9 protein-coding genes are annotated in these 15,657 nt (G+C 41.3%); 6 read left to right on the top strand and 3 right to left on the bottom strand.

Annotated elements, in window-relative coordinates:
• The first annotated feature begins 160 nt into the window (after nucleotides 1-160).
• Both V7K38_RS14355 and V7K38_RS14350 read left to right on the top strand, forming a co-directional pair.
• Nucleotides 161-3,472, top strand: a complete 3,312-nt coding sequence (locus V7K38_RS14355; protein WP_334858718.1) for a GAF domain-containing protein — start codon at nucleotides 161-163, stop codon at nucleotides 3,470-3,472.
• 442 nt (nucleotides 3,473-3,914) lie between these two features.
• Complete coding sequence (locus V7K38_RS14350; RefSeq protein WP_334858717.1) at nucleotides 3,915-4,403, top strand: hypothetical protein; 489 nt, start codon at nucleotides 3,915-3,917, stop codon at nucleotides 4,401-4,403.
• Between the two features lie 185 nt (nucleotides 4,404-4,588).
• On the opposite strand, the gene dnaN is transcribed toward V7K38_RS14350, so the two are convergent.
• Nucleotides 4,589-5,752: a DNA polymerase III subunit beta gene (dnaN, locus tag V7K38_RS14345; protein ID WP_334858716.1), complete on the bottom strand. Its 1,164-nt coding sequence runs from the start codon at nucleotides 5,750-5,752 to the stop codon at nucleotides 4,589-4,591.
• Between the two features lie 500 nt (nucleotides 5,753-6,252).
• Between dnaN and V7K38_RS14340 the strand changes: the two genes are divergently transcribed.
• A complete protein-coding gene (locus V7K38_RS14340; RefSeq protein ID WP_334858714.1) occupies nucleotides 6,253-6,696 on the top strand; it encodes a hypothetical protein in 444 nt (147 codons plus the stop codon).
• 553 nt (nucleotides 6,697-7,249) lie between these two features.
• Nucleotides 7,250-9,112 (top strand): SUMF1/EgtB/PvdO family nonheme iron enzyme, encoded by a 1,863-nt coding sequence (locus V7K38_RS14335; RefSeq protein ID WP_334858713.1) that lies wholly within the window; start codon nucleotides 7,250-7,252, stop codon nucleotides 9,110-9,112.
• A 594-nt stretch (nucleotides 9,113-9,706) separates the two neighbouring features.
• Here V7K38_RS14335 and dnaA read toward each other — a convergent pair.
• Entirely contained in the window at nucleotides 9,707-11,089 is a 1,383-nt protein-coding gene (dnaA, locus tag V7K38_RS14330; protein ID WP_334858711.1) for a chromosomal replication initiator protein DnaA, read from the bottom strand.
• Between the two features lie 164 nt (nucleotides 11,090-11,253).
• Between dnaA and V7K38_RS14325 the strand changes: the two genes are divergently transcribed.
• A complete protein-coding gene (locus V7K38_RS14325) occupies nucleotides 11,254-12,495 on the top strand; it encodes an HhoA/HhoB/HtrA family serine endopeptidase (RefSeq protein WP_334858709.1) in 1,242 nt (413 codons plus the stop codon).
• 78 nt (nucleotides 12,496-12,573) lie between these two features.
• Nucleotides 12,574-13,104, top strand: coding sequence for a peptide deformylase (gene def, locus V7K38_RS14320; RefSeq protein WP_334858708.1), 531 nt, complete (start codon nucleotides 12,574-12,576; stop codon nucleotides 13,102-13,104).
• Nucleotides 13,105-13,249: 145 nt separating this feature from the next.
• On the opposite strand, the gene V7K38_RS14315 is transcribed toward def, so the two are convergent.
• The gene (locus tag V7K38_RS14315; protein WP_334858707.1) at nucleotides 13,250-14,941 is read right to left on the bottom strand and encodes an NAD-binding protein; all 1,692 of its coding nucleotides are present in this window, start codon (nucleotides 14,939-14,941) and stop codon (nucleotides 13,250-13,252) included.
• Nucleotides 14,942-15,657: the final 716 nt, after the last annotated feature.

The following is a 15,657-nucleotide window of genomic DNA, read 5'->3' as shown; positions in this document are numbered from 1 at the left end:
TTTGTGATGTTTTGATGAAAATTTATCAAAGGTAAATAAATATTTTTATTAATGATTTGCCCGTAGTTTTACTGAAGACAAATTGATTAAATAAATTTCAAAATGGCTTTAGATTTAATTATGCCATTTTGCAAATTATTAATTGATTTTGCTATAAGCAATGACCTCCAACCCTGAACAAGAATTATCTTTATATCGCCATGAAGAAAGTTTACTACGCCGGATTACAAACCGTATCCGACGAAGCTTAGAGTTAGAAGAAATTATCACAGCAACAACGGCAGAAGTGCGATCGCTATTACAAACTGACCGAGTGATGATTTACAAATTTCATGCCGATGGCAGTGGCCAGGTAATTGCTGAGTCGATTTACAACAATGGTTTGCCGTCATTATTGGGGCTGAATTTCCCGGCGGACGATATTCCACTCAGCGCCCGTGAGCTATTTATTAAATCACGGGTGCGTTCTGTTGTAAATGTTGATACTGAAGAAATTGGTCAAATTCACCTGCGTGACTTGGACAATGGAGAAACTATATCAGAGGAAATCCGTTACCGCTCTGTAGATTCCTGCCATATTGAATATTTGAAGGCAATGGGGGTAAAGTCTTCTGTAATAGCGCCGATTCTCTATCAAGATCAACTCTGGGGACTACTGGTGTCTCATAATTCCCAAGCGCGTTTGATTTCAGAATATGAACTAGAAGCATTACAAATGGTGGTAGATCAACTCTCAGTAGCGATCGCTCAAAGTTCTCTCCTGACTCAAGTCCGCAAAACAGCCGAACGGGAAACTATTATAAATCACATTGCTACTCTGCTGCATTCACTACCCACAATTGTATTACAACCAGCCCTAGAAGCGGCTGTTGCAGCCTTCAATGGTGTTGGTGGCAGGCTTTGCATTAGAAATGAAGCTTTTGATTTCCATAATGGCAACGTCACTACCTTAACAGAATGCTTAATACCAGGAAATACTTGTATCAAGCTTTATATCTGTGGACAGCAACCTGTGATGCCAGAACAAACTATATATCCGCTCATAGAGCAGTATAGTATCTGGCAAGAACACTATAAGTCTAGTAACTACGATGTTTGGGCGATTTCAGATATATACAATACCCCTGACTTGCGAAGTTTACAAGTTGCTTTTCAACCAACTAAAATTCGTAGCATATTGATAATTCCACTCTTGTATCGTCAGCACTTGCTGGGCTACTTAAGTATTTTCCGCAACGAAGTAGATACAGAGACTTTATGGGCGGGACAGTATGAGAGCGATCGCAGACAACTGTACCCCCGGCGATCCTTTGAGGTTTGGCGCGAATCTAAAAAAGCACAAGCTCAAAAATGGACGGTTGAAGAGATTGAACTGGCTAGAAACCTCGGTAAACACTTTGCTTCCGCAGTTCAGCAATATGAACTACAGCAACAAGTACAAGTCTTCAATGAAAACTTAGAAAAACAAGTTAAAAGACGCACAGTTGAGTTACAACGCACATCTGAACAACAACAGGCTGTGTTTAAAGTTATTGCCGAGATTCGAGAATCGCTGGACACAGATACTATTTTTCAAACCACAACTAAAGAAGTTTGTCAATTAATCAAAGCTGATCGCGTTTCCGTTTATCGTTTCGATTCTAATTGGGGTGGTCAATTTGTCGGTGATTTCGAGGCTGCTAGTCCATACTGGTCGAATGAGTCCGAATTAGGTATTAATACAATTTGGAATGACACCTACTTACAAGATACACAGGGAGGACGCTACCGCAACAATGAAACATTTGCAGTCGATGACATCTACAAAATGGGATTTGCTCAGTGTCATATCGACAATCTAGAGCAGTTTCAAATTCATGCTTTTGTGCTTGCGCCAATCTTTGTTGGGCAAAAACTTTGGGGTTTACTGGCAACTTATCAACATACTGGCCCCCGACAATGGAAAGCCTCTGAAGTCAACTTTCTCAGTCAGATTGCTGCCCAAATGGGAGTAGCACTCCAGCAAGCTGAATTACTCACTCAGACACGAGAACAGACGTTAGATTTGCAACAAGCAGCAGAACAACAACGGGTATTGTTTGAAGTTGTGGCAAAAGTTAGGGAATCTCTCGATCTAGATGCAATTTTTCAGACAACCACCCAAGAAATCTGTAAATCACTCCAAGCCGATCGAGTTGCAGTTTACCGTTTCCAGGCTGATTGGAGTGGTGAATATATTGCCGAGTTTGTGGGTGATGGCTGGTTAAAGCTAGTAGGTTCTGACACTAAGACAGTTTGGCAAGATAGCTATTTGCAAGAAACCCAAGGTGGGCGATATCGTCATAACGAAACCTTTGCAGTTAATGATATTTATCAAGTTGGACATTCTCAATGTCACGTTGCAGCTCTAGAGCAAATTCAAGCAAGGGCTTATGCGATCGCACCTATATTTATTGGTCAGCAGCTATGGGGCTTACTAGCAGCTTATCAGAACTCTGCACCCCGTCATTGGGAAGCCTCGGAAATTAAGTTTATTACTCAAATTGCTAATCAGCTTGGAGTTGCACTTCAACAAGCCCAATTGCATAATCAGACCAAAGAACAGACACAAAAACTGGCTCAAGCTTTGCATGATTTACAGCAAACTCAAACCCAACTGATCCAAACTGAGAAAATGTCCTCATTAGGCCAACTCGTAGCTGGTGTTGCTCACGAAATTAATAATCCCGTCAACTTCATTTATGGCAACATCAATCATGTCAATGATTACGCCCAAGATTTACTTAGTATACTAGACCTCTATTTGCAAAATTGTCCTAACCCTAGCCCTGAGATTAGCGATCGCGCTTTCGAGATAGACTTAGAATTCCTGATCGAGGATTTGCCCAAAACTCTATCTTCCATGAAAATTGGCATCGATCGCATCCGGCAGATAGTCTTGGGTTTACGAAATTTCTCCCGCCTTGATGAGGCAGAAATGAAGCCGGTTGATATTCATGAGGGCATTGATAGCACCTTACTAATTTTGCAGCATCGCTTGAAAGCAAAACCGGAAAGTCCGGCTATTAAATTAGTCAAAGAATACAGTCAGCTTCCCTTAGTAGAGTGCTATGCCGGGCCACTGAATCAGGTATTTATGAATGTTTTAAGCAATGCGATCGATGCTCTAGAAGATTATAAAGTGTCTACATCAAAACCTCATAGCAGTCAGATTACCATCCGCACTGCGATCGCAGAGATGGAAGGGAATGTTAAAAGCATAGTTATTCGCATTGCGGACAATGGCACAGGAATACCCGAAACCCTAAAGGCAAGAATCTGCGACCCCTTTTTCACTACTAAACCAGTGGGAAAAGGCACTGGCTTGGGGTTATCAATTAGTTACCAGATTGTCGTAGATAAACATGGTGGTGTGTTTAAATGTGATTCTCAGCCAGGGTTAGGTACAGAATTTTGGATTGAAATCCCCATTAAACAAATCACTAAATCGTAGAAATAAAACCTTGCTGCGGCTGTTGCTTTCCAATCTGTTAAGTAGGTAGGCGTAATTAAATATAAGAACCTCACCCTCAATCCCTCTCCTTAGTAAGGCTACGGTGTACACACAAGTCTAATTACCCCCCTTGGAAAGGTGGGAAACAAGAGAATTTCTTTCCCTCCCCTTTCTAAGGGGAGGGTTAGGGTGGGGTAATTCAAGGACTGGTAGTGATTCGATAACTTGTGTATACACCGTAGCCTTACTAAGCAGAGGGAAGCCGGAGGCAAGGTGAGGTTTTATATTTAATTTGACCCACTTACTTACAAAAAAAGGCAGAGGGCAGGAGGCAGAAGATTGACATATTAACTACACAGCATTGACGTAAATATAATTAAACCTTTTGTGGAACCAGGAAGTCTAAATAATGTAGACTTCTTTGATTGACTCATTCACAAATATGATTAAGCATCAAATTCGTTCGATTAGTATCTTCACGGGGCTAGTAGCAGTAGTTCTAGGTAACAGTCTATTGACGACTTCAGGATCTGCGTATGCTGACTTGCCAGGAAAGCATCCTTATTATCTACACGCGCTCACTGATTTACGTACTGCACGCTGGCTGCTGGAACATCGCCCAGGCGATGCTGCTGTTAGTGGCCAGGAAGATGTTGCTATTCGCCAGATAGATTACACTATTAACGACATTAAGAAGGCATCTCTTGATGATGGCAAAGATATCAACAATCATCCAAATATCGATGTCCCCAATAATCATCCTGGACGGTTACACAAGGCAGAGGAAATATTGAACAAAGTGCATTCTGATGTGAAGCGTGAGGAAGATAATCGATCTACACGTGGCTTACAACATCGCTCTCTTCAGCATATTGATGCTGCACTCAAAGCAACTAAGCGTGCCATTTACGATATTGAACATCATAGATAGAGACTCAATGGGTGAGTAAGACTTCGCCTCTTATAGCTAATTTCCTCCTTTTTAAAGAGGTTTAGGTAGGCTCAAATCTTAACCCAAAGGTAAAGGATTTTTTAAGTTTATCGAAAAATGCAGAGAGCAGGAGGCAGGAGGAAACTGACTTCTGCCCTTTCCTCTGCTTCCTTCAAACCATTTTTTTAACTTCTAAGTTGCACAGGCATAGCTAAATAGGTCATTTTTAAACCACCCAATGGTGTAAAAATCACTGGAGTTAGGCTTTGATTCAAATGCATTTGAATTTCGGAAGATGGTAACTCTTTCAAACCTTCCATCAAATATTTAATGTTAAAAGCAATTTCAATATTTTCTCCAGAAATTTGTGCTGGCATTGACTCTCTACCACTGCCCACATCTTGAGCTTCGCAAGATAAGGTAATTTCTTGAGCTTCGCTATCAATACTGACCTTGACAATATTATTTTTTTGATCGGCTAGCACCGCAATTCGTTCTAAAGTGCTGACAAATTGTCGCCGTTCAATTGTCACTTGTCGTTCAAATTGGCGCGGGATTAATTGTCGATAAGCAGGATATTGCCCTTCTAATGTGCGACTAGTCAGGCGTTGATTTTGCCATGCAAACACAACTTGACCTTGATCGAAATATAAAGCTACAGATTCATCTGATGAGGCGCTATGAGCTAGCATTCGTTGGAGTTCGCGTAATGCTCTCGCTGGTACTGTCACCTCTAGTTGACTAGTTCCACCTAAAGGACGTTCGTTACTAGTTTCTACCACTGCGAGGCGATGTCCATCGGTAGCTGCAAATTCTAGGGTATCTTGTTTAACTGTTAAATGGACTCCCGTCAGTACTTGCTTGGTTTCATCACCACTCGTAGCAAATAATGAACCCCGTAATCCCTCAATTAATGCGGCGGTGGTGAGATGGATTACTTCGGTATTTTCAATTACAGGTAGTTCGGGAAATTCTTCCGGCCCCATTGCTCGGACTTGGTAATGTCCACTCTTGGGTGTAAGTGTGACTATTATACCTTCTCCACTGGATGTTGCACCGATGAGGGCTGATTCATCGTCGAGAGTGATTTCGCCTTCTGCAAGACGAGAGGTGATATCTACAAGTAACTTAGCAGGAAGTGCGATCGCACCACTTTGCCATACATCTGCGTTAAAGCTGGTACGGATTCCCAAGCTGAGATCGAAGGCTGTTAAGCTGACTTGGTTAGTTTCGGCATCCGCTTGTAACAGCACATTGGCTAGTACTGGATGAGTTGGTCGTGAAGGTACTGCACGACTGACGAGTGAGAGGTTTGTACTGAGATCGCTTTGCGAGCAAACTAATTTCATAAGTCAGATTCAGCTAGTGAAGGATATGGTAACATCCTTATTGTTAATAGGCGATCGCTCTTACGCTTCAGACTTGTAAAAACTTAAACGATTGCACCTAATGTTGCTTTATCTATAAGAAACGCTTAAGTATTTTTTGCAAACATATAAGCAATTGCTGCTAATCATTCATACTTGCCAACAATCAAGCTTCTATGTATAAGAAACGCTTAAGTATTTCTTGCAAATATATAAGCAATTGCTGCTAATCATTCATACTTTGCAACAATTAAGCCTCTATGTATAAGAAACACTTAAATCAGTGCAGCAATTATCGCAATAATTTTATAGGTTTATTTATTACTTAAATTTCAAAATAATTTAAGTGAAATTAACTATAGGTTTAGAGATGCGATCTCTACGATAGGCTACGCCTACGCAACTGATTTTGTTATATTTTCTGATGACAAGTAAAGGATTTTTTGTATAAAACAGTACTATTACTTTACAGAGAGAGATGAATGATGGCACGTCGTAAAAGAAATTCTAACGTTTTAGAAAAAGCCGATCGCCGCATTGAAAGTTTACAATCTATCAGTGTACAACTAGACTTTGGTGAGGGACTGACTATACAAGCTTACAATGCAACAATTAACGATCTACGATCTAAGCTTGCTGCCTACAACACTGCTTTATCTTCCATTGACAAACTCACAGATGATGTGAAGAGTGCAGAACAGATTGTAATAACAATGTCAGAAAAAATGTTACTAGGAGTTGCCAGCCGTTACGGTAAAACCAGCCAGGAATACGAGATGGCGGGTGGTGCGCGACGAGGTAATACTAAGAAGAAGCAAGGCACATCAAGTAATTCCAAACTTACCAATTCTTTAGCAACCAATTCTGTTAAGGTTTCTTCTGTAAATGGATCTACAAATGGGGCATCGGCTGCGATCGAAAGTTAGAGACTTCCAATTAAAAAAATATCCAAATTGTAGGGACACGGCATCCGCCACTGGTGTCAACTTAAGCTTAAAGCTTTGTCCCACAGCCGTTTTACCCCCCTTAATCCCCCCTTATAAAGGGGGGAAACAAGAAATCTGGTTCCCTCCCCTTTATAAGGCTACCGTGTATACACAAATCTTCTAGAGTTGCTTCATAGGCTTTTGATCCCCCCAACCCCCCTTATTAAGGGGGGCAAAAGTCTCTTAAAGTCCCCCTTAAAAAGGGGGGCAAAAGTCTCTTAAAGTCCCCCTTATTAAGGGGGATTTAGGGGGATCTCCAACGATTTTTGGTTTGTACAGACTTGTGTGTACACCGTAGCTTTATAAGGGGAGGGTTAGGGTGGGGTAACGCGGATCGTAAGGAGTAGTGAGTGAACTCAATATTCAGTTTTTACAAAGGTTTCACGTTAACTTGACACCCATGCTTCCAGTCGCCCGGTGTAGTAGGCAAACATACTATAATTTGTGAAAAGCCAAATTTATCCTACTCCTAAAGACGCAAGAGGTATCGTTGGTGTCGCTCAAAGTATTCTGTTCCTACTCTCACAACGACGAACCTCTAAAGGATGAACTAGCTAAACACCTGACTATGTTGGAACGGCAAGGTGTAATTTCAACCTGGCACGATCGCAAAATACCACCTGGAAGAGAATGGGATCAACAGATTAATGAAAATTTGAACACAGCCGATATCATCTTATTACTCGTCAGTTCAGACTTTATATATTCTAAATACTGCTGGGATGTTGAAGTTACCAAAGCAATAGAACGCCACGAAGTTGGAGAGGCTTGCGTTATTCCAATTATTCTGCGAAACGTTTCTTGGCAATCAGCACCATTTGCTAAACTACAAGCTCTACCCAAAAATGCCCAACCTGTTAAGTCTTGGAATAATCAAGATGATGCCTTCACAAATATAGCTGAGGGAATTAAGTTTGCTGCTGAACAATTAATCAAAGAGCGTCAACAGAAATGGGCAAATGCAAATAGGGAAGCCGCTATAGTTGAATATCGTCTGAAAGCTGAAGAATTTGCGTCTGATGGCGAGATTTCTCTGGTGGAATCGGAAATATTGAAAGATTTACAGGAAAAGTTAAAATTAACAGACTCAGAAGCTAGGGTAATGCGAGAGAAAGCATTAGAGCCTTACGGCATATATAAGAAAAATATAGATAAATACAGGCAATTCTTACTAGGTTTTGTAGAGCAACATGGATATCCATTGGATGAAAAAGCTAAAAATGAATTAAAGAAATTACAACAACACTATGGGCTTAAGGATGATGATGTAGTTCGTTTAGAAAAAGAACAAGAATTAGAGTATCAAAAACGGCAAGTAGAAAAATTACGTCAGGAGGGAGAAAGAGCAGAATATGAGCGCCAGCAGGATGAACTAGAAAAAATACGCCAAGAGCAAGAAAGAACCGAATATCAAAAACGGCAAGCAGAATTACAGAAACAACTAGATACAACTGTTTCTCAACCCCTATCTCCCCCAGGTATTCAAACTCAGCCGTTTGAGTTCGACACCGCCACCATAGTTTTAAAATCAGGATTGCTTGGCTTGAGAAAAATCTGGGAAATCAATCGGAGTAATCGGAGTCGCAAACGAGCCGAGTTTTTCTCAGAAAATTTGGGTAATGACGTAGTTCTGGAAATGATTGCAATTCCTGGTAGTCAATTCTTGATGGGTTCGCCAGAGAATGAGCCAAAAAGACTAGATTCGGAAAGTCCACAGCATACTGTCACCCTTCAACCCTTTCTCATGGGGAAATTTCCAGTTACACAAAGGCAATGGGCTATTGTAGCTGCGCTGAAAAAGGTAAATATTGATTTAGCTCCCGATCCTTCGCGTTTCAAAGGTGCTAATCAACCTGTTGAGCGTGTTTCTTGGGATGATGCAATTGAGTTTTGTGCCAGATTGTCTAACAAGACTGGGAAAATTTATCGCTTGCCTAGTGAGGCAGAGTGGGAATATGCCTGTCGTGCAGGAACGACTACCCCATTTTATTTTGGTGAGATGATTACAACTGATTTAGCAAATTATAACGGTAACTACACCTATAATTCTGGGACAAAGGGTGAATATCGTAAGCAAACAACAGATGTGGGAAAATTTCCACCAAATCCCTTTGGTTTATTTGATATGCATGGTAATATATGGCAATGGTGTCAAGATACATGGCACGAAAATTATAATAAAGCGCCAAACGATGGTAGCGCTTGGGTGACTGATGATGATAAGCGGCTACTGCGTGGTGGTTCATGGGATGCCGATCCCTGTGATTGCCGCTCGGCGTTTCGCGACTGTCGCGGGCGTGGGCGCAGGAGCTACGACGTGGGTTTTCGGGTTGTGTTGGTTCGTGGCAGGACTTAGTAGCTCTTTACACTCTTACCCTTTAGCACTCTGCTCTTTCTTCTTTACCCTTCTTTATTTCTCTGGCGCTCTGCGCGATAAAGTTTTTTAGCGATTTTTTGAATCCTACCTAGAGATTATAAATTTTTACTGGGAAATCGAATAATTACAGAATCATAAGCTCTAAATGTAACTATAGGAATCTTAAATCATTCGTGAAAAGTTAGATCCCCGACTTCTTGGAGAAGTCGGGGATCTGGACACCGCGAATTTTCACAAATCAGATAGTACTGCTATATGGGAATCCGGTTTGATTTGGAGAAAAGATACGTAGGGGAGGAATTTGTGTTCGATGGGATATCATATTAAGCAAGTTTCCCTTGTGGAAAACTTGTGGAAAAGTACATAAGTTCTTCTACAAAGTAATTATACTTAATTAAGTTTTATCAGCAAAATATTAAGTTATCCACGGATTTATCTACAAAAAGTTAGATTTTTGCACAATCTAAGTTAGATTTAATCAAATTTTATACCTTACTTAATATTTTCGACTAATTATTTAGCCATTAAAGCTAGCGATCGCAGCGCAGGTTGTGGAAAACTTAAAAGACATCTTCAGGATGGTTTTTGAGAACGGCTAGTTAGATTGATGCGATCGCTCAGTTGGCGGATAGTTTGTGCTAAAGTGCGATCGCTCTGGTGGAGTTGAGTAATTTTATCGCAACTATAGATTACCGTTGTATGGTCTTTACCACCAAACTCCTCCCCAATTCTCGGCAAACTCAGAGATGTGTGTTGCCGCATAAGATACATCCCTATTTGACGCGCCCAGCTAATCTCTCTCCGTCGTGAATTACTTTTGAGGTCATCTATAGAAACATCAAAATTATCTGCTACAACCTTTAAAATAGCTTCTGGGGTAGCTGCCATTTTTTCGTTGGGTGGTTCTAAAACTGGGGTGATATTTTCCACCGTCATCGGTAAGCCCCAAATAGAAATATAAGCCACCGCCCGAATTAAAGCTCCTTCTAATTCTCGAATATTAGAAGTATAGTTAGAAGCAATATATTCAATCACATCGCGGGGAAGAGTAATATTTTCATCCTCAGCTTTTTTCTGCAAAATTGCCATCCTCGTTTCTAAATCCGGCTTTTGGATATCTGCAATTAACCCCATAGAAAAGCGAGAACAAAGACGTTCTTGCAAACTCGGAATCTGGTTAGGAGGACGATCGGAAGCAATCACAACTTGTTTACCAGCTTCGTGTAAAGTATTAAAAGTATAAAAAAATTCTTCTTGGGTGTATTCCTTACCTTCCAGAAACTGAATATCATCAACTAATAAAACATCAGCTGCTCGATAATGATCTCGAAAAGTTTGCATACTATCCTTACGGATTGCTGTAATTAAATCATTAGTAAACTGCTCAGTAGAAACATAAAATATTTTACAATTAGGCGAAATTTCCCAGCGATAATGACCAATAGCTTGCATCAGATGAGTTTTACCTAAACCAACTCCACCGCATAAAAATAAAGGATTAAACTCTTTACCGGGAGATTCTGCAACTGCCAAAGAAGCCGCGTGAGCCATCCGATTGTTAGCACCAACTACAAATCGTGAAAACAGATATTTAGAGTTTAATTCGGTAGTTTTATGATTATGATGAGAAACAGCTTTAGGAATACTGCTAGGATTTGGTGATTCCCAAGAAACCTCTCGTTCACTAAAATGAGAAACTTCATCACCTTGAGCAACAGTAATGTAAATTCCTACAGGATGACCAAGAATATCTTGTACTACATGAGCAATGGTATTGATGTAATACTTTTGTAACCAATTACGAGCAAATGGGTTAGGAGTGCGAATAACCAAGCAATTATTTTCTAATCGCTCCGCGCTAGCAGTTTTTATCCAAGTTTCAAAGGTAGGCCGGGATAACTCAAGCTGTAGGCGCTCTAGTACCTGACTCCACAGACTTTCTATGGGAATTTCCATTATCCACCACCTTTGCTGCTAATTGTCACAATAGAAGAGAAAACATCAATTTAGCATTGACACACACTAGACCTAGAATAAGCTTTTAAGTTGTAATCATTTTGGGACATACCCGGTAGGCAAGATCCTAACATCCACTGACTGACACGGAGAAGCAACGACACATGAAGACAACAAACCATGATTTAGCACCCAACAATCTTGATAGCAGGCGCTTGCCCAAGAGGTTGTGGATACTCTTGTATGGGGTAACAGTGGTGTTGCTGGGAAGCTGCTCTCTTCTACCTGCTAGGACTTTTGAGACTCGCCAAAGTGAGACTCAAGCTCAACAGACAACAGAAACCAACCCAGTACTTGTCCCCCCGCCAATTATTTCATCGTCTGGAGATCCTAATTTTGTGGTAAAAGTAGTACAACAAGTGGGGCCTGCGGTAGTTCGCATTGATTCTTCCCGAACAATAACTTCTCGCGTACCAGACGAATTTAACGATCCATTTTTCCGGCGGTTTTTTGGAGATGGTGCGTCACAACCTAGACAACGAGTAGAGCGGGGTAGCGGCTCTGGATTTATCATTAATTCTTCTGGTCAAATTGTGACCAATTCTCATGTGGTAGATGGTGCTGATACCGTGACTGTCACACTCAAAGATGGCCGAACTTTTGATGGCAAAGTTTTGGGTGAAGATCCGGTAACTGATGTAGCTACGATTAAAATTAACGCTAATAATCTGCCAACCCTAGCTGTAGGTAACTCTGATGCTTTGCAACCAGGAGAGGCAGTAATAGCGATTGGCAACCCTTTAGGCTTGAATAATACCGTCACTTCTGGAATTATTAGTGCCACAGGGCGTTCTAGTACTGATATTGGTGCTAGTGACAAGCGGGTTGATTACATTCAAACGGATGCTGCAATTAACCCTGGTAATTCTGGTGGGCCATTGCTTAATACTCGTGGACAGGTAATTGCAATGAACACAGCTATTATCCGCGGCGCTCAAGGTTTGGGATTTGCTATCCCCATCAACACGGTGCAAAAAATTGCCCAGCAATTAATTGCTACAGGCAAGGTGGATCATCCTTATTTGGGTGTGCAGATGGTGACACTGACACCAGAAATTAAAGAAAGAATAAAAAATAAAGCAGGCGATCGCTTAAATATTACAGCAGATGACGGCGTTTTACTAGTTGAGATTGTGCCGCGATCGCCTGCTTCTGTGGCTGGATTACGAGTCGGTGATGTGATTAAAAGCATTAATAACCAGCCTGTTACTAAAATCGATCAAGTACAAAAGCTAGTCGAAAACAGCAAAATCGGTACTACCTTACCAATAGAAGTAGAACGCAATGGGCAAACTGTCCAACTAGGAGTCCAGCCTGCTACTCTGCCCGTCAGACGTGAAGGATAATTTTGTCATTTGTCATTTGTCATTTGAAAAACAACTGGCATACTTACTCTACTCCCAATTCCCAAAAGGAGTTTTATCATGACTGAATTAGCGCCAATCATTCAATTAGGCAATCCAACATTGCGCCAAAAAGCTGTTTGGGTTGAGAACATTCAAGACGAGGATATCCAAAAACTCATTGAGGACTTAATTGCCACTGTTGCTAAAGCTAACGGTGTGGGAATTGCTGCACCTCAACTAGCACAATCTTATCGTTTATTTATTGTGGCTTCTCGTCCCAATGCCAGATATCCCAACGCGCCGGAAATGGAACCTACTGCTATGATTAATCCCCAAATCATTGCTCATTCAACTGAAGTTGTCAAAGATTGGGAAGGTTGTTTAAGTGTTCCAGGAATTAGGGGGTTAGTTCCTCGATATAAATCTATTGAAGTTGAATATACCGACTGTCAAGGCAATTTACAAAAGCAAGAATTAACCGATTTTATCGCTCGGATTTTTCAACACGAGTCCGATCATCTCGACGGCATCGTATTTGTTGATCGCTTAGAAAACACTCTCGATATGATTACTGAGCAGGAATATCAACAACGAGTAGTTAACAAATAAATGGGAGCAGGGGGAGAACATGGAGTGAGGGAGTCACAAACAAAAATTAATAACCAATGCCCAATGCCCAATGCCCAATACTCAATGCCCAATACTCAATGCCCAATGACAAATGACAAATGACAAATGACAAATTAGGAATTATTTAAGCGTGTGTTTCGCAAACTTGATCATCACGCCACAATTGATATAGTTGTGTCGCTGGCATAGTCATATACAAAACATCCCCAGTGCTGAGGTTAGTTTCTAATAAATCCCAGCCGTGAAAGGTTTGGTGGTTTTTTTCTACGTACAAAGGCACACAATCAGTAGACATGGCTACATCTTTCACCCACTGACCACAAAAGGCGTGTGAAGGTGTAATCACAGTTGCAAAAGCTACCCAAAGACTATCGGCTGTGATGCCATTACCAAGGATGCGTCCCCCTAGGGCAGCAGCAGCAAAAGCTGGGGCTGCTAGTTCCGCCGAACTCAGTACGGCCTCGAAGCCAAATAGCTGTTGCGCTATGCCGGCAAAATCGGGATCGGCATAGTGAACAATCACCGGAATACTGGGTGTCAAGCCTTTGGCTTTAAGGGCAATTTCCAGATTGGTAGCATCATTGTTAGTAACAGCAAGCACTGCGGCGGCAGACTCTATATTGCTGGCTTTTAGTATTGTCCGAAAGCTGGCATCGCCCTGAATGACGGGAATACCGAGTTCGCGGGCGGTGTTAACATATTTGTTATTGCAGTCAGGTTCGACTACTACAACTTCATGTCCACTGGCATGGAGTTGCTGGATAATTCTCACCCCAATACCGCTCAAGCCACAGACAATGTAGTGATATCTCTGGGGAATTCTGGCTGCATCCCAAAATTGCTTAAAGCGGCTTCCTAAGACAAAATCGGTGAGCATTGCATACCAAATACCAATTACCACTGCTCCAACCAGCATCATTACAACAGTAAATAATTTAATACTGTTAGGAGCATTTTCTACTACTTTGTCATTACCACCCGCTCCTGTAATCATGCCGACAGAAAAATATAGGGCATCGACAGGAGACAAGCTCAACTCAGTCGACATATAGGTGAGTGTAGCGATCGCAATAACTGCCAATAGTGCAATAGCACCCAGTACTACAGATCGCCCGTGTTCCTGAAACTGCCTAAAATTGGTGAGGACTTTCAGCAGTTTTTTAATCAACGATCTTCGGGGAGAACGGATGCGGGGTTGTGTACCAATAATTAAGCGATCGCCTACTTGAATTTCTTGTCCAGATATAACAGCTGACACCAAATCCATCTCACCTTTTACTGGCAAGTAATAAATCAGCATCCGCGATCGATCTTCCCACAATTCACTCAGCTTTAGACCTTTCCAGAAGTGGTTTTCATCAATATATTCTTCGTGAATTGGCCAAGTTTGCTGAAATAATTTGATTTGTCCGATCGCTCGGTTTCCCAGTGCTGCAAAGGTAAATACGGGTGCTGCTAATCCGACAACACTCATACTCAAATGGTCTGGCAAACTTTGATCTAGGCGCTCCCCTAAATTTGTATTATAAAAACGGTTGATAATCCGAATCTGGGGATTCAGCACTCGCGCTTGCATCATAATAGACAAATTCAGGGCATCTTTAGATCCAGCGATGACTAAAGTGTGTGCCTGTTGAATTCCTGCTGCTGTTAGGGTAGAAGCTGCTTGTAAATCGCCAACAATCACATCTCCTGCCGTTTCGCCAGGGATAGATTGGTGATGAATGCCAACAACGAAGGCTCCCTGATGTCTCAGCAGACGAAAGGTTTTATATCCGGTACGTCCTAAGCCACAAACAATAATTCTGGGTTTCATGAAACGGCAGCATCTTTTATAGTTAGGGCTGCATTTCTAGTTATTCATCAATATTGTTGCTTACTTTGCTGGAATATAACTGTAGCTGACAACACGGTTGTTTTTAATTGGAGCCTGAAAGTTTGAGAGCTATTGGGCAAGAGTGGGTTAGATTCCTGATGAATTCGTCAACAGTCTCATTCCATTCGCTTGGGCTTCATCTGACAGGATGTTTGAACAAGTCCTCTTCTCGGTAACAAAACTTCTCGATCCCCCTAAATCCCCCTTAAAAAGGGGGACTTTAATTCCGGTTCCCCCCTTTTTAAGGGGGGTTAGGGGGGATCTAAAAGTGTCTAAAGTCACAGCAAAATACTTTTCAAACATCCTCTGACACCAATGCACAACTGTGCGCCCTTAATAACGTACTCACAAAAATTCAGAAACATCTAAGAGGATGAATGAACAAGTCCTCTTGTTGGTAGCAAAACTTAAAATCACAACGAAACACTTGTTCATTCAACCTCTAAAAGCAAGGCAGTGTAAAGCTTGTAAAAAATAAACCCAGCAGGGGCTATATAACAAAGCCGCCTGCCAGGAAGGTATAGTATATTCTGGCCATGTTTGATTAGATTAGCGCTTATTTCTCAAAAATAATTGCGTATCCCTACATAGAATAACTAAATACTTTGGAAAACACAGTTAAGAAAAGTTATCAAATAGGTTAATTTCCAATTAAA

Origin of the sequence: Nostoc sp., assembly GCF_036917465.1 — a bacterium.
In the GTDB taxonomy this organism is placed as follows: domain Bacteria; phylum Cyanobacteriota; class Cyanobacteriia; order Cyanobacteriales; family Nostocaceae; genus Nostoc.
Note: the sequence above shows the minus strand (reverse complement) of the source record. Positions and strands in the feature narration are given on the sequence as shown.

Coding starts and splice junctions, on each gene's coding strand:
- V7K38_RS14355 (WP_334858718.1), top strand. CDS start 161: ATGACCTCCAACCCTGAACAAGAATTATCTTTATATCGCCATGAAGAA.
- V7K38_RS14350 (WP_334858717.1), top strand. CDS start 3,915: ATGATTAAGCATCAAATTCGTTCGATTAGTATCTTCACGGGGCTAGTA.
- dnaN (WP_334858716.1), bottom strand. CDS start 5,752: ATGAAATTAGTTTGCTCGCAAAGCGATCTCAGTACAAACCTCTCACTC.
- V7K38_RS14340 (WP_334858714.1), top strand. CDS start 6,253: ATGATGGCACGTCGTAAAAGAAATTCTAACGTTTTAGAAAAAGCCGAT.
- dnaA (WP_334858711.1), bottom strand. CDS start 11,089: ATGGAAATTCCCATAGAAAGTCTGTGGAGTCAGGTACTAGAGCGCCTA.
- V7K38_RS14325 (WP_334858709.1), top strand. CDS start 11,254: ATGAAGACAACAAACCATGATTTAGCACCCAACAATCTTGATAGCAGG.
- def (WP_334858708.1), top strand. CDS start 12,574: ATGACTGAATTAGCGCCAATCATTCAATTAGGCAATCCAACATTGCGC.
- V7K38_RS14315 (WP_334858707.1), bottom strand. CDS start 14,941: ATGAAACCCAGAATTATTGTTTGTGGCTTAGGACGTACCGGATATAAA.